The organism is Streptomyces sp. NPDC088254, from assembly GCF_044740925.1.
GTDB lineage: Bacteria > Actinomycetota > Actinomycetes > Streptomycetales > Streptomycetaceae > Streptomyces.
The window spans coordinates 193,515-214,001 of sequence record NZ_JBIURQ010000013.1 but is presented as its reverse complement, the minus strand read 5'-3'; the positions used below and the strand labels follow the sequence as shown (position 1 = coordinate 214,001).

Annotated in this window: 16 protein-coding genes, 2 tRNA genes and 1 pseudogene; 12 read left to right on the top strand and 7 right to left on the bottom strand. The window is 72.0% G+C overall.

The genetic code is table 11. The annotated features are described in order from the left end of the window. The first annotated feature begins 57 nt into the window (after positions 1 to 57). The 4 genes from ACIOC0_RS33595 (at position 58) to ACIOC0_RS33580 (ending at position 6,016) form a co-directional block, all read left to right on the top strand. Entirely contained in the window at positions 58 to 3,036 is a 2,979-nt protein-coding gene (locus ACIOC0_RS33595) for a UPF0182 family protein (RefSeq protein WP_402159696.1), read from the top strand. A gap of 45 nt (positions 3,037 to 3,081) precedes the next feature. After that, positions 3,082 to 3,155 (top strand) — tRNA-Met (locus ACIOC0_RS33590). A 206-nt stretch (positions 3,156 to 3,361) separates the two neighbouring features. Then, positions 3,362 to 5,281, top strand: a complete 1,920-nt coding sequence (locus ACIOC0_RS33585) for a tetratricopeptide repeat protein (RefSeq protein ID WP_402159483.1) — start codon at positions 3,362 to 3,364, stop codon at positions 5,279 to 5,281. A 661-nt stretch (positions 5,282 to 5,942) separates the two neighbouring features. Next, positions 5,943 to 6,016 (top strand) — tRNA-Met (locus ACIOC0_RS33580). 113 nt (positions 6,017 to 6,129) lie between these two features. Here ACIOC0_RS33580 and ACIOC0_RS33575 read toward each other — a convergent pair. Then, positions 6,130 to 6,546: a Fur family transcriptional regulator gene (locus ACIOC0_RS33575; protein ID WP_402159481.1), complete on the bottom strand. Its 417-nt coding sequence runs from the start codon at positions 6,544 to 6,546 to the stop codon at positions 6,130 to 6,132. Positions 6,547 to 6,775: 229 nt separating this feature from the next. Between ACIOC0_RS33575 and katG the strand changes: the two genes are divergently transcribed. Next, positions 6,776 to 8,992 carry a catalase/peroxidase HPI gene (gene katG, locus ACIOC0_RS33570; protein WP_402159479.1) on the top strand — a complete coding sequence of 739 codons (2,217 nt, stop codon included), beginning with the start codon at positions 6,776 to 6,778 and terminating at the stop codon, positions 8,990 to 8,992. Positions 8,993 to 9,089: 97 nt separating this feature from the next. Here katG and ACIOC0_RS33565 read toward each other — a convergent pair whose 3' ends face one another. Together ACIOC0_RS33565 and hisN are read right to left on the bottom strand one after the other, a co-directional pair. Then, positions 9,090 to 9,482 (bottom strand): cyclic nucleotide-binding/CBS domain-containing protein, encoded by a 393-nt coding sequence (locus tag ACIOC0_RS33565; protein ID WP_402159478.1) that lies wholly within the window; start codon positions 9,480 to 9,482, stop codon positions 9,090 to 9,092. A gap of 175 nt (positions 9,483 to 9,657) precedes the next feature. Further along, positions 9,658 to 10,458 carry a histidinol-phosphatase gene (gene hisN, locus ACIOC0_RS33560; protein ID WP_402159477.1) on the bottom strand — a complete coding sequence of 267 codons (801 nt, stop codon included), beginning with the start codon at positions 10,456 to 10,458 and terminating at the stop codon, positions 9,658 to 9,660. A 210-nt stretch (positions 10,459 to 10,668) separates the two neighbouring features. On the opposite strand from hisN, the pseudogene ACIOC0_RS33555 reads away from it, so the two are divergent. After that, a pseudogene (locus ACIOC0_RS33555) lies at positions 10,669 to 11,247 on the top strand (TetR/AcrR family transcriptional regulator); the annotation flags it as partial. Positions 11,248 to 11,380: 133 nt separating this feature from the next. On the opposite strand, the gene ACIOC0_RS33550 reads toward ACIOC0_RS33555, so the two are convergent. The 4 genes from ACIOC0_RS33550 to ACIOC0_RS33535 form a co-directional block, all read right to left on the bottom strand. Beyond that, positions 11,381 to 11,704 (bottom strand): multidrug efflux SMR transporter, encoded by a 324-nt coding sequence (locus tag ACIOC0_RS33550; RefSeq protein ID WP_130443696.1) that lies wholly within the window; start codon positions 11,702 to 11,704, stop codon positions 11,381 to 11,383. Between the two features lie 76 nt (positions 11,705 to 11,780). Then, positions 11,781 to 12,791 carry a ribosome small subunit-dependent GTPase A gene (rsgA, locus tag ACIOC0_RS33545; protein WP_402159476.1) on the bottom strand — a complete coding sequence of 337 codons (1,011 nt, stop codon included), beginning with the start codon at positions 12,789 to 12,791 and terminating at the stop codon, positions 11,781 to 11,783. A 10-nt stretch (positions 12,792 to 12,801) separates the two neighbouring features. Beyond that, positions 12,802 to 14,136, bottom strand: a complete 1,335-nt coding sequence (gene aroA, locus ACIOC0_RS33540; RefSeq protein WP_402159475.1) for a 3-phosphoshikimate 1-carboxyvinyltransferase — start codon at positions 14,134 to 14,136, stop codon at positions 12,802 to 12,804. Positions 14,137 to 14,217: 81 nt separating this feature from the next. Beyond that, positions 14,218 to 14,940 (bottom strand): M50 family metallopeptidase, encoded by a 723-nt coding sequence (locus tag ACIOC0_RS33535; RefSeq protein ID WP_402159474.1) that lies wholly within the window; start codon positions 14,938 to 14,940, stop codon positions 14,218 to 14,220. Between the two features lie 49 nt (positions 14,941 to 14,989). On the opposite strand from ACIOC0_RS33535, the gene ACIOC0_RS33530 reads away from it, so the two are divergent. The 6 genes from ACIOC0_RS33530 (at position 14,990) to ACIOC0_RS33505 (ending at position 20,485) form a co-directional block, all read left to right on the top strand. Next, positions 14,990 to 15,805: an SOS response-associated peptidase gene (locus ACIOC0_RS33530; protein WP_389033757.1), complete on the top strand. Its 816-nt coding sequence runs from the start codon at positions 14,990 to 14,992 to the stop codon at positions 15,803 to 15,805. Positions 15,806 to 15,830: 25 nt separating this feature from the next. Next, positions 15,831 to 16,487: an alpha/beta family hydrolase gene (locus ACIOC0_RS33525; RefSeq protein WP_402159694.1), complete on the top strand. Its 657-nt coding sequence runs from the start codon at positions 15,831 to 15,833 to the stop codon at positions 16,485 to 16,487. A 256-nt stretch (positions 16,488 to 16,743) separates the two neighbouring features. Further along, positions 16,744 to 17,430 carry an RNA polymerase sigma factor SigR gene (gene sigR / locus ACIOC0_RS33520; protein ID WP_402159473.1) on the top strand — a complete coding sequence of 229 codons (687 nt, stop codon included), beginning with the start codon at positions 16,744 to 16,746 and terminating at the stop codon, positions 17,428 to 17,430. Further along, positions 17,427 to 17,729 carry a mycothiol system anti-sigma-R factor gene (gene rsrA / locus ACIOC0_RS33515; RefSeq protein ID WP_130443686.1) on the top strand — a complete coding sequence of 101 codons (303 nt, stop codon included), beginning with the start codon at positions 17,427 to 17,429 and terminating at the stop codon, positions 17,727 to 17,729. The genes sigR and rsrA overlap by 4 nt, the downstream gene beginning before the upstream one ends. Positions 17,730 to 17,864: 135 nt before the next feature. After that, positions 17,865 to 19,235, top strand: a complete 1,371-nt coding sequence (locus tag ACIOC0_RS33510) for an HD-GYP domain-containing protein (protein WP_402159472.1) — start codon at positions 17,865 to 17,867, stop codon at positions 19,233 to 19,235. Continuing rightward, positions 19,232 to 20,485: an HD-GYP domain-containing protein gene (locus tag ACIOC0_RS33505; RefSeq protein WP_402159471.1), complete on the top strand. Its 1,254-nt coding sequence runs from the start codon at positions 19,232 to 19,234 to the stop codon at positions 20,483 to 20,485. Before ACIOC0_RS33510 ends, ACIOC0_RS33505 begins: the two co-directional genes overlap by 4 nt. Positions 20,486 to 20,487 lie beyond the last annotated feature (2 nt).

Below are 20,487 nucleotides of genomic sequence, written 5' to 3'. Positions count from 1 at the left end.
CGCGGACCTGACGAATCGACAACAGCGACTTTCGAGGTGCGCACCTTGGCTTTCCAGATGCCGGACCGCGGCGGAGGCCCGACGGGACCGCGGATCAGAGTGGGCCGCCCGTCCCGGCGCGTCCGGACCCTGCTCATGACGCTGGGCGTCCTTGCCGTCCTCGGCATGGCGTTCACCATGTTCGCCGGGTTCTGGACGGACTGGCTCTGGTACCGGTCGGTGAACTACTCCTCCGTGTTCACGACCACCCTGTCGACCAAGATCGGGCTGTTCTTCGTCTTCGGCCTGCTCATGGCCTTCGCCGTCGGCCTCAACATCTGGCTGGCGCACCGGCTGCGCCCGCCGCTGAGCGCCATGTCGATGGAGCAGCAGAGCCTCGACCGCTACCGCATGGGCATCGCGCCGTACAAGAAATGGCTGCTGCTCGGCATCACCGCGCTGGTGGGGCTGATCGCGGGCGCGTCGGCGTCGAGCCAGTGGCGCACCTGGCTGATGTGGGTCAACGGCGTGCCCTTCGGCGAGAAGGACCCGCAGTTCAAGCTCGACGTGGCCTTCTACGCCTTCGACCTGCCCTGGTACCGGTTCCTGCTCGGCTTCGGCTTCGCCGCCACGATCCTGTCCCTGATCGCCGCCGCGCTCACCCACTACCTGTACGGCGGGCTGCGGGTCACCAGCCCCGGCGCGCGGGCCACCGCGGCGGCCACCGGCCACCTGTCGGTGCTGCTGGGCGTCTTCGTCGCGCTGAAGGCGGTCGCCTACTGGCTCGACCGGTACGGCCTGGCCGTGAAGTCCAGCGACTTCAAGGCCACGGACAACTGGACCGGCCTGCGGTACGTCGACGCCAACGCCTATCTGCCGGCCAAGACGATCCTGTTCTGCATCGCCGTCATCTGCGCGCTGCTGTTCTTCGCCACCCTGTGGCGGCGCACCTGGCAGCTGCCGGTGATCGGCTTCGGCCTGATGGTGCTCTCCGCGATCCTCATCGGCGGCCTGTACCCGGCGATCGTCCAGAAGTTCCAGGTCCAGCCGAACGAGCAGGCCAAGGAAGCGCCGTACGTCGAGAAGAACCTCAAGGCGACGCGTGAGGCGTACGGCATCGACGGCACGCAGGTCACCGAGTACTCGGGCGTCAGCAAGAACGAGGACAAGACGAAGCTGCGCGACGACGTCGGCGCCACGGCGAGCATCCGGGTTCTCGACCCGAACATCGTGTCGCCGACGTTCCAGCAGCTCCAGCAGATGCGGAAGTACTACGCCTTCCCCACCAACCTGGACGTCGACCGCTACAAGGTCAAGAGCGAGGACCAGGACACGGTCATCGGTCTGCGCGAGCTGAACCTGGCGGGCGTCGACAAGCAGAACTGGATCAACAACCACTTCCGCTACACCCACGGTTACGGCGTGGTCGCCGCCAAGGGCACCACCGCCGACCCCGAGGGCCGTCCTGCGTTCACCGAGTCCGACCTGCCCTCCCAGGGCGTCCTCGGACAGTACGAGCAGCGGGTCTACTACGGCGAGAAGACGACCACGTACTCGATCGTCGGCGGTCCCCAGAAGGAGATCGACTACTCCGACGACGACGGTGAGAAGACCACCAGCTACACCGGCGACAGCGGGGTCAACCTCTCCAGCCCGCTGAACCGGGCGGCGTACGCGGTCGCGTTCGGCGAGCCGCAGATCCTCTACTCCGGAGCGATCGGCGAGGGCTCGCGGGTCCTGTACAACCGCACGCCCAAGGGGCGCGTCGAGGCGGTCGCCCCGTGGCTGACCATCGACGGCGACGCCTACCCGGCGGTCGTCGGCAACCGGATCCAGTGGATCGTCGACGCGTACACCACCACCAACGGCTACCCGTACGCCTCGCGCACGACCCTCGGCGACACCACCGCCGACTCGCTGACCGCCACCAACAACAACCGCGCGGTGGTGGCCCAGCAGAACCAGGTCAACTACATCCGCAACTCGGTGAAGGCGACGGTCGACGCGTACACCGGCGAGGTCAAGCTCTACCAGTGGGACACCAAGGACCCGGTCCTCAAGACCTGGATGAAGGCGTTCCCGGGGACGGTGGAGAAGAAGTCGGAGATCTCCCCCGACCTGATGGCCCATCTCCGGTACCCGCAGGACCTGTTCAAGGTCCAGCGTGAACTGCTCACCCGCTACCACGTGAAGGACGCCACGACGTTCCTCAGCGGCAGCGAGGTGTGGCAGGTGCCGGACGACCCGACCAACAAGTCGGGCGACGCCGTGCCGCCGTACTACCTGAGCATGAAGCTGCCCGACCAGCAGGCGCAGGCGTTCTCGCTGACGACGACGTTCACGCCCAACGGCCGGGACAACCTGAGCGCGTTCATGGCGGTCGACTCCGAGGCCGGCACACCGGACTACGGCAAGATCAGAGTCCTGAAGCTGCCGACGAGCACGACGGTCGACGGACCCAAGCAGGTCCAGAGCCAGTTCAACTCCCAACAGGACATCGCCGAGTCCATCAGGCTGCTCAGTGGTGGTGCCTCCGAGGTCGAGTACGGCAACCTGCTGACGGTGCCGCTCGACGGAGGACTGCTCTACGTGGAGCCCGTGTACGTGCGCGGCGGAGGGCTCAAGTACCCGCTGCTGCGCAAGGTGTTGGTGACCTATGGCGGCAACACCGCCTTCGAGGACACCCTCGACGAGGCCCTCAACAAGGTCTTCGGTACGGAGGGCACCGCGCCGCCGCCCGCGGACCAGGGCACCAACCCGCCGCCGACGTCCCAGAACCCCACGGTCCAGGAGGCGTTGAAGGACGCCCAGGAGGCCTTCACCGCCGGCCAGGAGGCTCTGAAGAAGCCCGACTGGGAGGCGTACGCCAAGGCGCAGAAGGACCTTGAGGACGCGCTGAAGCGGGCCGAGGCGGCGCAGGCCGAGGCGGACAAGAAGGCGGGAGCCACGGGCGGGGCCAAGCCGAGCCCCGGCAGCACGCCGAGCGCCGCTGCCAAACCCGGCGGCAGTCCGGCGAGCAGTCCGGGCGCGCAGCCCAGCCCCACCCCCAGCGGCTGATCGGAAAAGCTCACCCCCGCGCCGTGATACGGTTGTGGAACACGGCGCGGGGTGGAGCAGCTCGGTAGCTCGCTGGGCTCATAACCCAGAGGTCGCAGGTTCAAATCCTGTCCCCGCTACTGAAAATGAAGGCCCGGATCCTCCAGAGGATCCGGGCCTTCGTGGTGTGCGAACACAGTATTCGCGGCCTCTGTCGCCGCGCCGCCTCGGGGAGTTGGGGGTGTCTGTGTTTGACTTGTCTCTCTGTGGGCATGTCGACAAAACGCTGAAGTGACCTTACGGGCTGCGGTATACCAGGTGTATCCCGGTTGCAGGTGGTGCGACGATGGACGTTATGGGGGACAAGGCAACTCTGTTCGAGACAGGGCGATTTGTGCAGCCTTCCTATGAGAAGGCCACCCCGGACGCGAGTCGGGGCGAGTACCGGGTCGAGTATGACGACGACCACCGCGACAACCACCGAAACGACGGAAACGACGGGGACGACCACCGCGACGAAGAGCGGGACGAGACGGTGGAGGCCGTCGAGGAGGCACGCCGACGGCTGGCCGCCGAGGCCGGTGACGTCGAGGCGATGAGCGTCCTCGGCGCCCTGCTGCTGCGCCGCGGCGAGCTCGACGACGCCGAACCCTATCTGCGTGCCGCCACCGCGGCCGGGGACCGTGCCGCCGCCAACAACCTGGGCGTCCTCCTCCACCAGCGCGGCTATCCCGACGACGCCGCCGGCTGGTGGCGGGTCGCTGCCGTCGCCGGCTCCGCGGCCGCCGCGCACGCGCTCGGCCGCCATCACCGTGAGCGGGGCGACGAGCCGGCCGCCGAGTACTGGCTGCGCCAGTCCGCCGAACAGGGACACGTGCTGGGCGCCTACGCCCTCGCCGACCTGCTGGAGCACCGCGGCGACACCACCGCCGAGCGCTGGATGCGGGCCGCCGCCGAACGAGGGCATCGGGAGGCGTCGTACCGCCTCGCGCGCGCCCTCGACCGCAGGGACGCCCGCGCCGACGACGAGCGCGGCGTGAGCGACAGCGGAGGCCCCGCCTCACCGGAGGCCGAGCAGTGGTACCGGCAGGCAGCCGCGCGCGGCCACCGGCGGGCCGCACTGCACCTCGGGACGATCCTGGAGAAGCGGGGCGACCTCAAGGAGGCCGGGCGCTGGTACCTGACCTCCGCCAAGGACGGCGAGCCGCGCGCCGCCTGTGCGCTGGGATTCCTGCTGCGTGACGCCGGCGACACGGAGAACGCCGCCGTGTGGTGGCTGCGGGCCGCCCAGGACGGCGACGGCAACGCGGCCAACGCCCTGGGCGCGCTCTACGCCGAGCGGGGCCAGACCCAGACGGCGGAGCGCTGGTACCGGGCCGCGCTGGACGCCGGCGACGACAACGGCGCCTACAACCTCGGGCTGCTCTGCGCCGAGCAGGGGCGCCTCGCGCAGGCCGAGCAGTGGTACCGGCGCGCCGCGTACGCCGGGCACCGGGAGGCGGCCAACGCGCTCGCCATCCTGCTGCTCCAGGGCGGGGACACCGCGGGCGCCGAGCCGTGGTTCTCCAAGGCCGCGGAGGCGGGGAGCGTCGACGCCGCGTTCAACCTGGGGATCTTGTTCGCCGGGCGGGGCGAGGACGTCGTCGCGTTGCGCTGGTACGAGCGGGCCGCCGCCGCCGGGCACACCGAGGCGGCGTTGCAGGTGGGCATGGCCAGGTTGCGGGACGGGGACGAGCAGGGGGCCGAACGGCATCTGCGGTGCGCCGCGGGCGGGGGGAGTGCGGAGGCGGCGTACCGGCTGGCGGCCGTGCTGGACGCGCGCCGGCCGCCGCAGCCGGCGCACGAGCTCGGGGAGACCGTGCACGAGAAGACCGAGTGCGAGGAGTGGTACGAGCGGGCCGCCTCCCAGGGGCACCGGCGGGCGCAGGTGCGGGTCGGGATGCTGGCCGCCGCCCGCGGTGACGTGGTGGAGGCGGCGCGCTGGTACCGGGAGGCCGCGGAGGCGGGGTCGCGCAACGGGGCCTTCAACCTGGGATTGCTGCTGGCCCGGGAGGGGAGCGAGCCGGAGGCGGTGGTGTGGTGGACCCGGGCCGCCGATGACGGGCACGGGCGGGCGGCGCTGCGGCTGGCCCTCGTCTACGCGCGTCGGGGCGAGCTGGCCGAGGGCCAGCGATGGGCGGACCGAGCGGTGTCCCTGGGCCCGGCGGAGGTGGCCGAACGAGCAGCCCGCCTACGAGACGCCCTACGCCAGGAACTCTCAGCCTGACGTGCGAGCCCGCCCGCCGGTGCGGGCGGTGCGCCCTTACGCGCGTTCGCCGGCGCCGATCGGGCAGCGCGCGCTCGCCCGCTCAGGCGGGCTTTCACTGCGCCCCTTACCCCACGCGGCGCGGTTGCGGGACGCGTTGCGTCAGGCGCTGTCCGCCTGACCTGCCGTGCGGGCGACGGCGCCTGCGCGGCTGTCGGCGCGGGCGGGGTGTGCGTGCCCGCCCGCCGGTCCGGTGGCAGTGCCCCACGCGCGCTCGCCCGCGCCGGCGGGCTTTCACCTGCATCTCATGCCGCCGCAGCGGCGCGACTGCTGCGGGCGGCCCGCTTGTCGGGCGCGTTGCGCCAGGAACAGTTCGCCTGACTTGCGGTGCGGTGGGCGGGCCCTGCGCACGCAACGCCGGCACCGGGCGGCCTGCGCGCCTCGCCCGCATCGGCGGGGGTCAACCACACCCTCCCGGCTGCCGCGGCGGTGCGACTGCTGTCGGCGGCCAGGCGCGGTCCCGGTGCGGCAGGCGCTGTTCGCCTGAGCTGTGGCGCGGGTCGGCCGTGTCCTGCGCCCGTCCACCCGGCCGGTGCCAGGGCCGCGCCGCCGCAGCCTGTGTGGCTGGGGATGAAGGGATTTGCTTCCGCGGCCGGGCGTCGCGTAACGTTGCATTCGTCGACGCGGGGTGGAGCAGCTCGGTAGCTCGCTGGGCTCATAACCCAGAGGTCGCAGGTTCAAATCCTGTCCCCGCTACTGAAGGCCGAGGGCCGGAATCCATGGGATTCCGGCCCTCGGTGTTTTCACTGCGCAAAGGCGAACCCGCACGGGGGTGCCTCAAAGCGCCGCGCCCTCGGAGCGCGGCGCCTTCAGAGCGCCGCGCAGTTGGGGCAGATGCCGCGGTAGGTCACCTCGACGTCCGAGACGGCGAAGCCGAAGCGCTCGGAGTCGGGCAGGTCGGCGAGCGGGTTGCCGCTCGGATGGACGTCGCGGATCGCGCCGCACTTCCCGCACACCAGGTGGTGGTGCGGCCGGTGGGCGTTGGGGTCGTACCGCTTGGCGCGCCTGTCCGTGGCGACTTCGAGCACCTCGCCGAGCGTGACCAGCTCGCCCAGCGTGTTGTACACCGTCGCCCGGGAGATCTCGGGCAGCCTGGCGACGGCCCGTGCGTGGACCTCGTCGGCCGTCAGATGGACGTGATCGCCGTCGAGGACCTCGGCCACGACGCGCCGCTGCGCGGTCATCCGCCAGCCGCGTCCGCGCAGCCGTTCCAGAAGGTCACTCATGCAGATCAGCCTAACAGTAGGGGGACCAGGTCCCGAACGTGTGTGACTTTGGAGTGTCACTTGACTTAGACATTGTCCATTGTAGGATCGAACTCGGCTTTGGCCAAGCGACAGGAGCTGCAGAAGTGACGTCGGTGACGTGAGTGACCCCCGAGCGACTGCCGCCCGCAGGGACGACCGCCCCCGTCGTTCCTGAGCACCGTGAACCGCCTAGTCCCGGAGGATTTTCATGGCTGAGAACCACGACGCGATCGTCACCGACGACAAGCCGGCGGAGACGGGCGGCTGCCCGGTCGCGCATGGGCGCGCCGCGCACCCGACGCAGGGCGGCGGGAACCGCCAGTGGTGGCCGGACCGGCTCAATCTGAAGATCCTCGCCAAGAACCCCGCGGTGGCGAACCCGCTCGGCGCGGACTTCGACTACGCCGAGGCGTTCAAGAACCTGGACCTCGCGGCCGTGAAGCGGGACATCGCCGAGGTGCTCACCACCTCCCAGGACTGGTGGCCCGCCGACTTCGGCAACTACGGCCCGCTGATGGTCCGTATGGCCTGGCACAGCGCCGGCACCTACCGGATCAGCGACGGCCGCGGCGGCGCCGGCGCCGGTCAGCAGCGCTTCGCCCCGCTCAACAGCTGGCCCGACAACGCCAACCTGGACAAGGCCCGCCGCCTGCTGTGGCCCGTCAAGAAGAAGTACGGCCAGAGCATCTCCTGGGCCGACCTCATGATCCTCACCGGCAACGTGGCGCTGGAGCAGATGGGCTTCGAGACCTTCGGCTTCGGCGGCGGCCGCGCCGACGTCTGGGAGGCCGAGGAGGACGTCTACTGGGGCCCCGAGACCACCTGGCTCGACGACCAGCGCTACTCCGGCGACCGCGAGCTGGAGAACCCGCTCGGCGCGGTCCAGATGGGCCTCATCTACGTCAACCCGGAGGGCCCCAACGGCAACCCGGACCCGATCGCCTCGGCCCGCGACATCCGCGAGACGTTCCGCCGCATGGCGATGAACGACGAGGAGACGGTCGCCCTGATCGCGGGCGGTCACACCTTCGGCAAGACCCACGGCGCCGGCCCCGCCGACCACGTCGGCGACGACCCCGAGGCCGCCTCCCTGGAGGAGCAGGGCCTGGGCTGGAAGAGCACCTACGGCACCGGCAAGGGCGGCGACACCATCACCTCCGGCCTGGAGGTCACCTGGACCGCCACGCCGACGCAGTGGAGCAACGGCTTCTTCAAGAACCTCTTCGAGTACGAGTACGAGCTGACGGAGTCCCCGGCCGGCGCCAAGCAGTGGGTCGCCAAGAACGCCGAGGCGATCATCCCGGACGCGTACGACCCGTCGAAGAAGCGCCTGCCCACGATGCTCACCACCGACCTGGCGCTGCGCTTCGACCCGGTCTACGAGCAGATCTCGCGCCGCTTCTACGAGAACCCCGACCAGTTCGCCGACGCCTTCGCTCGCGCCTGGTACAAGCTGACCCACCGCGACATGGGCCCGAAGTCGCTCTACCTCGGCCCGGAGGTCCCGCAGGAGACCCTGCTGTGGCAGGACCCGCTGCCCGAGGCCGAGGGCGAGACCATCGACGCGGCCGACATCGCGGCCCTGAAGGCCAAGCTGCTCGACTCGGGGCTGACCGTCTCTCAGCTCGTCTCCACCGCGTGGGCCTCGGCGTCCACCTTCCGCGGCAGCGACAAGCGCGGCGGCGCCAACGGCGCCCGCATCCGCCTGGAGCCGCAGCGCAGCTGGGAGGTCAACGAGCCCGACCAGCTGCGTCACGTCCTGAGCGTCCTGGAGGGCGTACAGGCGGAGTTCAACTCCGGCGCCAAGAAGGTCTCCCTGGCCGACCTGATCGTGCTCGGTGGCGCCGCCGGGGTCGAGAAGGCGGCCAAGGACGCGGGCTTCGACGTGGAGGTGCCCTTCACGCCGGGCCGCGTGGACGCGACCGAGGAGCAGACGGACACCGAGTCGTTCGCCGCGCTGGAGCCGCTCTGGGACGGCTTCCGCAACTACGTGGGCAAGGGCACCCGGCTGCCGGCCGAGTACCTGCTGCTCGACAAGGCGAACCTGCTCACGCTGAGCGCCCCCGAGATGACCGCCCTCGTCGGCGGACTGCGCGTCCTGGGAGCCAACCACGGCCAGTCCTCGCACGGCGTCCTCACCGACAAGCCGGGCACGCTGACCAACGACTTCTTCGTCAATCTGCTCGACCTGGGCACGACCTGGAAGTCCACCTCCGAGGACCAGCACACCTTCGAGGGCCGTGACGCGGCCACCGGCGAGCTGAAGTGGACCGGCACCCGTGCCGACCTCGTCTTCGGCTCCAACTCCGAGCTGCGCGCCCTCGCCGAGGTCTACGCCAGCGACGACGCCAAGGAGAAGTTCGTCACCGACTTCGTCGCCGCCTGGGTCAAGGTCTCGAACCTGGACCGGTTCGACCTCGTCTGAGCGGACGGGCCGGCGTGAACGGACGGGCCGGATCCCCTTCGGGGGGTCCGGCCCGTCCGCGTGCCCGGACATCACACCTCCGGGCCCGGGCCCGGGCTCAGGCGGGGACCTGGCTGCGGGCGGGGGCCCAGCAGCGGATGATGTCGCGGACCGAGACGATGCCGGCCGGTTCGCCGCCGTCCAGGACCACGAGATGGCGGAAACCGCCGTGCGCCATCGCCCGGGCCGCTTCCTCCAGCGTCCAGGTCGGGGCGGCGAAGACGACGTCGCCGGTGGTGTGGCCGTGGGCGGGCTCGGTGTCCGGGTTCTGGCCCCGGCCCAGGGAGTTGAGGATGTCCCGCTCGGTGAGGATGCCGATGCCGCCGGCGTCCGGGTCGAGGACGATCGCCGCGCCGACGCGGCGTGCGGACATCAGAGCGGCGGCTTGGCGGAGGGTGTGTGCGGGGCCGATGGTGAGGACCACTGTGCTCATGGCGTCACGGACGAGCATGGGCTGGAGCCACCTCCTAAGAACCCCCGAAACAGAGATTCACATGTTCACAAGTGGGGGTGCTGTCAGCGTGGCAGGTAAAGCGCGGGTCAACAAGGGGGCGCGCGCAGTCAATTGAGGGCGCACGCGCTCATCTGTGTCCGACGGGCGGGGTGGCCGCCGCGGGTGCCCCGGCCTACTGACGCGGGTTCAGATACGTCAGCAGCTCGTCGTGGAGCAGGCCGTTCGACGCGGCCGCGTTGCCGCTGTGCGGGCCGGGCCGGCCGTCGAGACCGGTGAACGAGCCGCCGGCCTCCGTCACCACGATCGCGGGGGCCGCCATGTCCCAGAGGGACAGCTCCGGCTCGGCGCACATATCCACCGATCCCTCGGCGACCATCATGTACGGCCAGAAGTCGCCGTACGCGCGCGTGCGCCACACCTCGCGGGTGAGGTCGAGGAAGCCGTCGAACCGGCCCTGCTCCTCCCAGCCGCCCAGCGAGGAGTACGCGAACGAGGCGTCGGAGAGCTTCGAGACACGGGAGACCTGCAGGCGCGTGGCCCGGGTCATACTGCGGCCGGCGAACGCGCCGTGGCCCTTCGCGGCCCACCAGCGGCGGTTGAGGGCGGGGGCGGAGACCACGCCCACGACGGGCTGGTAGCCGCCCTCCGCGGCCTCCATGAGCGAGATGAGGGTGGCCCAGACGGGGACGCCGCGCACGTAGTTCTTGGTCCCGTCGATCGGGTCGATCACCCAGCGGCGCGGGCCGGTGCCCTCGACGCCGTACTCCTCGCCGAGGATCGCGTCGCGGGGGCGGGCGCGCTGGAGCCGGCCGCGGACGAGTTCCTCGGCCGCCTTGTCGGCCTCGCTCACCGGCGTCATGTCCGGTTTGGTCTCCACCTTGAGGTCGAGGGCCTTGAAGCGGTCCATGGTCGCGGCGTCAGCGGCGTCCGCGAGGACGTGCGCGAGGCTGAGGTCGTCGAGGTAGTCCGGCATGACTCGAACCTATCTGCCGAGGTGGCGGCGGAGCCAACGGGGGCTCGGGGTGAGTGAAGGGCGCGGAGGTGGGTACTTCGGATGTTTCTCGTCGTCTACCCCCCCTCACGCACTCATGACCGGCACTCACCACCCCCTCCGCGGACCCTTGACAGTGCGCGGACGCGCGTCAAACCTGGGCGCAGAGCCGCTCGCCCCAGGGAGGCGATGATGCCTGCTGCCCGGGAATGCCTACTCGACGCCGCTTTCACGGCGCTCACGCGACGGTCGTGGGCCGTGGTGCGCATGGTGGACGTCGCCGCGGCGGCCGGGGTGTCCCGGCAGACCCTCTACAACGAGTTCGGCAGCAAGGACGGCCTGGCCAGGGCGCTCGTCAGGCGGGAGGCCGACGGCTATCTCGCCGGCGTCGAACGGGCCCTGTCCGCGCCCGGCGACGCCCGTGAGCGGCTCACCGCGGCCGCCGAGTGGACGACGAACGTCGCCCGCGGGAACCCGCTCGTACGGGCCCTGCTCACCGGCTGCTGGAGCGAGCGCCTGCCGGCCCCGACGCTCGCCGCGGTGCCCTCCTCCTCGGCCGTGCCCGCGCAGCGGCGGGCGGACGGACCGCTGCCCTCGCCCGGCGACCTCCTGGCGGGCGTCCGGGACCGTGCCGTGGCTGCGATCGCCGGCCCCGGCGGCATCCCCGACGACCTCTCCCGCACCTGCGAACTGGCCGTACGACTGGCGGTGTCGTGCGTGGCGGTCCCGCCGGGGGAGGGCGGGGTCGCGGAACTGATACGCGGCGTGATCACCGCGACCCACGGGGGGAACACCGCCACCCAAGCGCCGGGCGCCGCGCCCCACCAGCCGGGCACTGCGGCTGCCGGCGCGAACACCGCGAAGCGCGGGCCGATCCCCGCGTCGCACGGAGCGCTCGCCGCGTCTAGTGCGCCGACCCCGACAGCTGCAGGCCGATCACACCGGTGATCACCAGGGTGATCGAGACGATCTTCAGGACCGACACCAGGTCGCCGAGGAAGACCATGCCGTAGATCGCGGTGCCCGCCGCGCCGATGCCGGTCCACACCGCGTACGCCGGACCGACGTCCAGCTTCCGCAGCGACAGGGTGAGCAGACCGAAGCTGCCGAGCGCGAACACGCAGAACGCGATCGTCGGCCAGAGCCGGGTGAAGCCGTGCGACAGCTTGAGGCAGACGGCGAAGCCGGTCTCGAGCACTCCCGCGACGATGACCAGCAGCCACGCCATGTGCTGTCCTCCCGTGTGTGCGGCTCGGTGCGATTATGCACTTACCGGGCTTGCACGCCGACAAACAACGCGGCGGTCAGTCGCCTTCCGTGCGCTCCCGCGTCGACAGCAGCCGGCGCAGTGAGTACAGCCGTGCCTGGTCCGCGTGGCCCTCGGCGACCCAGGCGTCCAGCGCGCAGTCCGGCTCGTCGTGACTGCACGCGCGCGGGCAGCCGACCGTCCCCGGCTCCAGGTCGGGGAAGGCGTGGATCACCCGGGACGGGTCGACGTGGGCCAGACCGAACGAGCGGACGCCCGGGGTGTCGATGGCCCAGTCGTCCGTGCCTTCGAGCGGCAGGGCGAGGGCCGACGTCGTGGTGTGGCGGCCGCGGCCGGTCACCGCGTTGACGTGCCCCGTCAGACGCCGACGGTCCTGCGGGACCAGCGCGTTGACCAGGGTCGTCTTGCCGACGCCCGAGTGGCCCACGAACGCCGTGATCCGCCCGGCCAGATACTCGCGCACCCGGTCCGCCGCGTCGCCGTTCTCCAGCTCCTCGCGGCTGGTGACCACGTAGGGGATGTCGAGGTCGCCGTACAGCTCCAGCAGCTTGTCCGGAGCGGCGAGGTCCGACTTCGTCATGACCAGCAGCGGTTCCAGCCCGCCGTCGTACGCGGCGACCAGGCAGCGGTCGATCAGCCGCGGGCGGGGCTCCGGGTCGGCCAGGGCGGTCACGATCGCGAGCTGGTCGGCGTTGGCGACCACCACCCGCTCGTACGGGTCGTCGTCGTCGGCGGTGCGGCGCAGCACCGAGGTGCGCTCCTCGATGCGGACGATGCGCGCGAGGGTGTCCTTCTTGCCGGACATGTCACCGACGAGGGCCACCCGGTCGCCGACCACGGCCGCCTTGCGGCCCAGCTCACGGGCCTTCATCGCCATCACGATCCGGTCGTCGACGAGACACGTGAGGCGTCCGCGGTCGACGGTGAGGACCATGCCCTCGGCGGCGTCCTCGTGCTTGGGCCGGATGTTCGTCCGCGGCCGGTTGCCCTTGCGGTTCGGGCGGCTGCGGATGTCGTCCTCGTCGGTGTGCTTGCCGTAGCGGCGCATGGCGGAGCCCCTATACCCCGAGCATCCCGGCCCACAGCTGCGGGAAGTCCGGCAGGGTCTTCGCCGTCGTGGCCACGTTCTCGATCCGCACGCCGTCCACCGCCAGCCCGATGACCGCGCCGGCCGTCGCCATCCGGTGGTCGTCGTAGGTGTGGAACACCCCGCCGTGCAGGGGGCGCGGGCGGATGTGGAGGCCGTCGGCGGTCTCGGTGACGTCGCCGCCGAGCTCGTTGATCTCCTTCGTCAGCGCGGCCAGCCGGTCCGTCTCGTGCAGGCGCAGGTGGGCGACGCCCCGCAGGGTGGAGGGTGAGTCCGCGAGGGCGGCGACCGCGGCGATGCCGGGGGTCAGCTCGCCGACATCGCCCAGGTCGACGTCGATGCCGTGGATCGAGCCCGTGCCGGTGAAGACCAGCCCGTACTCGGTGAGTTCGCAGGAACCGCCCATCTCGGTGAAGATCTCCCGCAGCCGGTCACCCGGCTGGGTGGTGCGGGACGGCCAGTCCGGGATCAGCACCCGGCCGCCGGTCACCAGGGCCGCCGCCAGGAACGGCTGGGCGTTGGACAGGTCCGGCTCGATCGTCAGGTCCCGGCCGAGCAGCGCGCCCGGCGTGACCCGCCAGACGTTCGGCTCGCCGCCCGACTCCGGGGTGTCGACCTGGGCGCCGACCGCGCGCAGCATGTCGACGGTCATCCGGATGTGCGGCATGGAGGGGAGGGAGCCGCCCGTGTGCCGGACCTCCACGCCCTGGTTGAAGCGGGGGGCGGACAGCAGCAGCGCCGAGACGAACTGCGAGGACGACGACGCGTCGATCTCCACCGGGCCGCCGTCCAGCGCGCCCGTGCCGTGCACCGTCAGCGGCAGCGCGCCGCGCCCGTCGTCGTCGATCCGGGCGCCGAGCACGCGCAGCGCGTCGATGACGCCGTTCAGCGGGCGCTCGTAGGAACGGGGGTCGCCGTCGAAGCGGACGGGGCCGTCGGCGAGCGCGGCGACCGGCGGCAGGAACCGCATCACCGTGCCGGCGTTGCCCACGTCGACCGTGGCCGGACCGCGCAGCCCCGCGGGCAGGACCCGCCAGGCCTCGCCGCCGGGACCGCCGCCGACGGACGAGCTGGAGGAGACCGTCTCCTCGATGCCGACGCCCATCGCGCGCAGGGCGCCCGCCATCAGCAGCGTGTCGCGGGAGCGCAGCGGGCGGCGCAGCCAGCCCGGCTCGGAAGCCAGGGCGGCCAGGACGAGCGCGCGGTTGGTGACCGACTTGGACCCCGGCACGTGGACCGTCGCGTCGACGGCTCCGCTCGCGTGCGGGGCGGGCCAGAGGGCGGTGTGGGCGGAGTTCACGGGCATGCGCCCACTTTAGTCTCCGCGAGGGCGGGCCGATGTCAGCCGTTTCGGCGCTGAAGCGCCGGCGACGGCCCCACCGGGGCCTTAGAGCCCGAGCAGCCAGCGTCCGCCGCCCAGCAGGGAGCACAGGCTCACCGCGTGGAACAGGAAGAACCACAGGGCCGCCGGCACATGGGTCAGCCGGGACAGCTGGTCGGCGTCCGAGTCGCCCGCCCCGCCGCGCGCCCGCTTCGCCTGCAGCTCGAACGCCGGCCGCACGCCGCCCAGCAGCAGGAACCACACCACCGCGTACGCGAACGCCGCCTGAACCTGGGGTCCCGCCAGCCAGGACACCATCAGGAACGTGCCGCCCGTGACGATCACCGTCAGGGCCCCGTAGGCGTTCCGGATCATCACCAGCATCGCCAGCAGCAGCGCCGTCGCCGCCCACAGCAGCAGCGTGATGCGGCCGGCGCCCAGCAGCGCCGCGCCGCCCAGACCGAGCAGCGGGGGAGCGGTGTAGCCGGCGGCGGCGGTGAGGATCATGCCGAGGCCGTGCGGCTTGCCCCGGCTGACGGTCAGACCGCTGGTGTCAGAGTGCAGGCGTATGCCGGTGAGCGTCCGGCCGGTCAGCAGCGCGACCAGGCCGTGGCCGCCCTCGTGGGCGATCGTGATGGCGTTGCGGGAGATACGCCACAAAGTGTGGGGGACGACTATGGCGAGGGCCGCGCCCATGGTGGCCAGCACCACCCACAGATCGGGGTCGGGCTGGGTGCCGGTGAGCCGGTCCCACAGATCGGGCAGCGCGGTGACGGCGGTGCTGTCCATAATCCTTGGTGGCTCCCTGTCGTCGTCGGAGTCTGGCAGTGTGGCACGTATGTGCGGACGGTATGCAGCGAGTCGCAGGCCCGAGGATCTGGCGGGAATCTTCGAGATCGAGAAGTGGGAACCCGAGGAGACCCTGGAGCCCGACTACAACGTGGCTCCCACCAAGGAGGTCTACGCCGTCCTGGACCGTCCCCTGAAGGACGTGGCCGACCCGCGTCCGGTTCGCCAGCTGCGCAAGCTGAAGTGGGGACTGGTCCCGTCCTGGTCGAAGAACCCCGAGGGCGCCGCCCGGATGATCAACGCGCGTGCGGAGACCGTCCACGAGAAGCCGTCCTACCGCCGCGCCTTCTCCTCCCGGCGCTGCATCCTGCCCGCCGACGGCTACTACGAGTGGGTCACCGGGCAGCAGGAACGCGACCTCGAGGTCGAGGGGAAGAAGAAGCGGCCCCGCAAGCAGCCCTACTTCGTGCTGCCGGCCGACGGCTCGGTCTTCGCGATGGCCGGGCTCTACGAGTTCTGGCGGGACCGCACCCTGCCGGACGAGCACCCGCTGGCCTGGTGGGCGACGTGCTCGGTGATCACCACGGAGGCCGAGACCGGACCGCTGGCCGTCGCCCCGGCCGAGGGACCCGGCTCCCTGTCCGACATCCACCCCCGGATGCCCCTGATGCTCACCCCCGACCGCTGGGACGCCTGGCTGGACCCCGCCCGCACGGACGTCGACGACCTGCGCGCGCTCCTCGCGCCCCCGCCCACCGGGCTGATGCGCGCCTACCCCGTCGCCACGGCCGTCAGCAATGTCCGCAACAACGGACCGGAGCTGCTGAAGGAGCTGGAGGGGCCCGAGGAGGGCACACTCTTCTGACGTGACGAGCGACGAGACCAACGACGTGACGAGCGTCGAGACGACCCGCCGGCGGACGACCCAGGCCGTCCCCACCGACGCCGGCGAGGCCCGCATCACCTGGTGCCACGCCGAGAACGCGCGCCTCCTGCTCGCCGTGAGCCACGGCGCCGGCGGCGGCATCGAGGCGCGCGACCTCAAGGCCCTCGCCGCCGTCCTCCCCGCGCACGGCGTCACCGTCGCGCTCGTCGAGCAGCCCTGGCGGGTGGCCGGCAAGAAGGTCGCGCCCGCGCCGAAGACCCTGGACACCGGCTGGCGCGGCGTCTGGCCCGCGCTGGCCGCGCCCGGACTGCCGGTGGTCTCCGGAGGACGCAGCGCCGGGGCCCGGGTGGCCTGCCGTACCGCCGCCGAGCTCGGCGCGCACGCCGTGCTCGCCCTGAGCTTCCCGCTCCACCCGCCGGGCCGGCCGGAGAAGTCCCGCGCGGGGGAGCTGCTCGGCTCCGGCGTCCCCACCCTCGTCGTCCAGGGCGGCAACGACCCCTTCGGGAAGCCGGCCGAGTTCCCCGGGGGCGCGTACGAGCTGGTGGAAGTCCCGTACGCCGACCACGGCTTCGCTGTGCCCAAGCGCGCGGAGATCTCGCAGGACCAGGCCGTGGCGGTCGTCACGGACACGGTCGTGAAGTGGACCGGCTCGCTCGGGTAAAGCTTCGGGAATGCCTGGGCGGCCGGCGCTGTTGTGCGGGACGTACGTGCTGGTTACCAGCATCGACGTCGTAGGAGAGGAAGTCCGCCGCATGGGTTCGACCACCTGCCCGACCCGCAGCAGCCGCACTGACCTGGACTGGACGGTGCTGCACGCGGCCAGGACCGCCCCGGTTCGGGCGGCGGGCGGACGGGATCGTCGTCTATCCTCCGATTCGAGTGAGGCCGCTCTCGGTCTCACGAGAACACTTGAGGAGGTGGGTCCGGTCACTGGGACCGACGCAGGGACCGATCACGGCCAGGCGGAGCAGCCCGAGGGCCAGGGCGGCACGGGCGCGGAGACGGCCGCGGAGCGCAGCGCGCGCTTCGAGCGGGACGCGCTCGAGTTCCTCGACCAGATGTACTCGGCCGCGCTGCGCATGACGCGCAACCCGGCCGACGCCGAGGACCTGGTGCAGGAGACGTACGCCAAGGCGTACGCGTCCTTCCACCAGTTCCGTGAGGGCACCAACCTCAAGGCCTGGCTCTACCGGATCCTGACCAACACCTTCATCAACTCCTACCGGAAGAAGCAGCGCGAGCCCCAGCGCAGCGCCGCCGAGGAGATCGAGGACTGGCAGCTGGCGCGTGCCGAGTCGCACATGTCGACCGGTCTGCGCTCGGCCGAGTCGCAGGCGCTGGACCACCTGCCCGACTCGGACGTGAAGGCAGCTCTCCAGGCCATCCCCGAGGAGTTCCGCATCGCTGTGTATCTCGCGGACGTCGAGGGCTTTGCCTACAAGGAGATCGCGGACATCATGGGGACCCCCATCGGTACGGTGATGTCCCGGCTGCACCGGGGCCGCCGCCAACTGCGCGGCATGCTCGAGGACTACGCCCGTGAGCGCGGACTGGTCCCGGCCGGCGCCGGAGAGTCGGACGAAGTGAAAGGTTCGGGCTCATGAGCTGCGGAGAGCCGCACGAGACGGACTGCGGTGAGGTCCTCGACCATCTCTACGAGTTCCTCGACAGCGAGATGCCGGACCTCGACCGCGACAAGTTCAAGCAGCACTTCAGCGAGTGCTCGCCGTGCCTGGAGAAGTACGGGCTCGAAGAGGCCGTGAAGAAGCTGGTCAAGCGGTGCTGCGGCCATGACGACGTGCCGACCGACCTGCGCTCCAAGGTCATGGGCCGGATCGAGTTGATCCGATCCGGCCAGGCCGTGCCCGAGCACGACGTGACGGTCACGCCCCAGGAGTCCTGACCCCCCGCAGGCCTCCCACGAGGAGGCCGTGCCGTCACCCGAATGTGCTAATCGACGGGTGATGAGCCCCCGTTGCCGTCCCTCGCCGCCCTAGGCTCCGGTGCCCGGACCAAGGTGTGGTCGGGGGAGGGCGACATGGAGGCAGTTCCGGCGCGGGCGCGCGGCTACGTCGTCTGCGCCGCCTTCGGCGCCCTGCTCTGTCTGACGCCGCCGCCCCTGGCGTGGACGCCTTGGTGGACGGTCCTGCCGCTCGCCGCGCTCTACGCCGGCGGGGAGCGGATCGCCCGCCGCCGGTTCGCCGGCGCCTTCTATCCCGTACTGCTCGCCGGGGCCTTCCTGCTGCCGCCGTCCGCTGCCGCGCTCGTGCCCCTGCCCGGCGCGCTGTGCTCCCCGGACGGTCAGCGGCCCTCCCCGCTGCGGCGGATCCGGCGGGCCGCCCACCTCGCGACCGGCGTGTGGGCCGCTGCCTGGGTCCACCGGGGGCTGGGCGGAGCCGAGGCGGTCGTGGACGCGGATCTCCCCGCGGCCCTCGCCCCGGTCGGAGCCGCCGTCTTCGTGTTCTGCCTGGTACTCGCCGCCGCGGACGGCGGGATGCCCGCGCCCGCCGAACGGCTGCGGTCGCGTCCGCCGGCCCGGCGGCTGTTCCTGCGCTCCCTCGCCCCCGTAGGGGTGCACGGGCTCGCCGGGCTGATGATGGCCCTGCTGTGGCGCAGCCCCTACGGGCCGGTCGCCGCGCTGCTCGTGCTGTTCCCGATGGGCGTGTCCTGGTGGGTGTTCGCCCAGTACCACCAGGAGCGGACCGCCCATCAGGCGACCATCCGCGCCTTGGTGCAGGCCGTCGACATCAAGGACGGTTACACCCGCGGGCACAGCGAGCGCGTCGGACAGGCCTCGATGATGATCGCGCGCGAGCTGGGGATGGACGAACAACGCGTGGAGACCCTGCGGTTCGCCGGAATCCTGCACGACGTCGGCAAGCTCGGCGTCCCCACGCGGCTGCTGCGCAAGAACGGGCCGCTGACGCCCGAGGAGCGCCGCGTCATCGAACTCCACCCCGAGTACGGGCACGAGATCACCCGGGGCATCGCCTTCCTAGGCGAGGCCCGCTCGGCCATCCTCCACCACCACGAACGGATGGACGGCAACGGCTACCCCTACGGGCTGGCGGGCGCCCAGATCCCCGAGTCGGCCCGGGTGGTGGCCGTCGCGGACGCCTTCGACGCGATGACCTCCACCCGCAGCTACAGCCGGGCCCGGCCGGTCGCCGCGGCCCTGGAGGAGCTGAACCGCTGCGCGGGCGCGCACTTCGACCCCCGGATGGTGTCCGCCCTGACCGAGGTGATCACCCGCGAGGGCTGGCACCCGGTGGTCACCGCCGACACCCCCCACCCGCCGCAGCAGCCCTCGCCGCCCTCCGCAGCCGGCGCCCCCGCCGGCACGACCACACCCCCCGCCCCCGTCCCGGCCCCCGGCCGGGCCGGCGCGCCTCAGGCGGAGTCGCGATGAAGGGCACCCGGTGGTATCTCGGCGTGGTGCGGACCGGGGCCGCGCTGCTCGTGGCGGGTTCCCTGCTCGTCACCCTGCGCGCCGGCGTCGAGGAGCGGGGCGTCGCGCTCGCGTTCGGGGCGCTCGTCGCCGTGGGGGAGTCGGCGCTGCCCCGGTGCCGGCCGCGCTCGCCGGGGCTGCGGGAGGGCGCGCCGCTCGGGGCCGCCGGCTCGCTGTCGTACGCGCTGCTCGGGGAGCACGCCGGACATGCCACGCACCACGGGCTCGCACAGGCCGTCTCGGTGGTGGCCGCCGCCTCCCTGCTCGGCAGCGTGCCGCGCATCGCGCGTGGGGAGGGACCGGTCCTCGACCACCTCGTCCGGCGCGTGCTGGCCGTCGGGTTCGCCGCCGCCTGCTTCCAACCCCTCTACAACAGCGGAGCGTTCGACACCTGGAGCGGTCCGGCGTACGCGCTGCTGCTGCTCGCGCTGCTCGTCCTCACGGTCCTGTGCGAGGCACTCCTCGCCGCCGTGCTCGCCCACGCCCGCACCGGCTGGCCCCTCGCCCCGCTCCTGCACGACGAACTGCGCGGCCTGCCCGGGATCGGGACCGCCGTGTGCGCGACCGGCGCGGTCATGGCGCTCGCGGTGGCCGTCGTCGGACTGTGGGCGCTGCCCGTGTTCTGCGTGCCGCTGCTGCTCACCCAGCTGTCCCTGCGCCGGTACGCCGCCGTGCGCGCCACCTACCGGCAGACCATCGCCTCCCTGGCCCGCGCCACCGAGATCGCCGGCTGCACCCCGCACGGGCACGCCCGCCGGGTCGCCGCCCTCAGCCAGGCCGTGGGCCGGGACCTGGGGCTGACCGAGCCCGAGCTGACCGTCCTGGAGTACGCGGCGCTGATGCACGACATCGGGCAGCTCAGCCTCGTCGATCCGGTCCCGGCGGGCGCCACGGCCGGGCTGCCGCCGGACCGGCAGCGGCGGATCGCGCTGCTCGGCGGGGCCGTCGTCCGCCAGACCGGGGCGGGCGAGCGGGTCGCGACGGTCGTGGAGCGGCAGGCCGACCCCTACCCCGAGCAGCCGCCGGCCGCCCGGATCGTCCGGGTGGTCAACGCCTACGAGGAGAAGGTGCGCGACGCCGGACCGGGCGGCCCGCTGTCCGCGCTGGAGGAACTGAGGCTGGGGGCGGGCGGGGAGTACGCGCCCGAGGTGGTCGAAGCGCTGGCCAGGGTGCTGTCGAAGGGCTGTCTGACCCTGCCCTTCCCGGGGTAACC

What these genes read in the sequence shown, in the direction of transcription:
- rsgA (WP_402159476.1), bottom strand. Translation starts at nt 12,791, where the DNA reads ATGCGCCGCTACGGCAAGCACACCGACGAGGACGACATCCGCAGCCGC.
- ACIOC0_RS33505 (WP_402159471.1), top strand. Translation starts at nt 19,232, where the DNA reads ATGAAGGGCACCCGGTGGTATCTCGGCGTGGTGCGGACCGGGGCCGCG.
- ACIOC0_RS33510 (WP_402159472.1), top strand. Translation starts at nt 17,865, where the DNA reads ATGGAGGCAGTTCCGGCGCGGGCGCGCGGCTACGTCGTCTGCGCCGCC.
- ACIOC0_RS33530 (WP_389033757.1), top strand. Translation starts at nt 14,990, where the DNA reads ATGTGCGGACGGTATGCAGCGAGTCGCAGGCCCGAGGATCTGGCGGGA.
- rsrA (WP_130443686.1), top strand. Translation starts at nt 17,427, where the DNA reads ATGAGCTGCGGAGAGCCGCACGAGACGGACTGCGGTGAGGTCCTCGAC.
- ACIOC0_RS33550 (WP_130443696.1), bottom strand. Translation starts at nt 11,704, where the DNA reads ATGGCGTGGCTGCTGGTCATCGTCGCGGGAGTGCTCGAGACCGGCTTC.
- hisN (WP_402159477.1), bottom strand. Translation starts at nt 10,458, where the DNA reads ATGCCGGACTACCTCGACGACCTCAGCCTCGCGCACGTCCTCGCGGAC.
- ACIOC0_RS33585 (WP_402159483.1), top strand. Translation starts at nt 3,362, where the DNA reads ATGGACGTTATGGGGGACAAGGCAACTCTGTTCGAGACAGGGCGATTT.
- ACIOC0_RS33595 (WP_402159696.1), top strand. Translation starts at nt 58, where the DNA reads ATGCCGGACCGCGGCGGAGGCCCGACGGGACCGCGGATCAGAGTGGGC.
- ACIOC0_RS33575 (WP_402159481.1), bottom strand. Translation starts at nt 6,546, where the DNA reads ATGAGTGACCTTCTGGAACGGCTGCGCGGACGCGGCTGGCGGATGACC.
- ACIOC0_RS33565 (WP_402159478.1), bottom strand. Translation starts at nt 9,482, where the DNA reads ATGCTCGTCCGTGACGCCATGAGCACAGTGGTCCTCACCATCGGCCCC.
- katG (WP_402159479.1), top strand. Translation starts at nt 6,776, where the DNA reads ATGGCTGAGAACCACGACGCGATCGTCACCGACGACAAGCCGGCGGAG.
- aroA (WP_402159475.1), bottom strand. Translation starts at nt 14,136, where the DNA reads ATGCCCGTGAACTCCGCCCACACCGCCCTCTGGCCCGCCCCGCACGCG.
- ACIOC0_RS33535 (WP_402159474.1), bottom strand. Translation starts at nt 14,940, where the DNA reads ATGGACAGCACCGCCGTCACCGCGCTGCCCGATCTGTGGGACCGGCTC.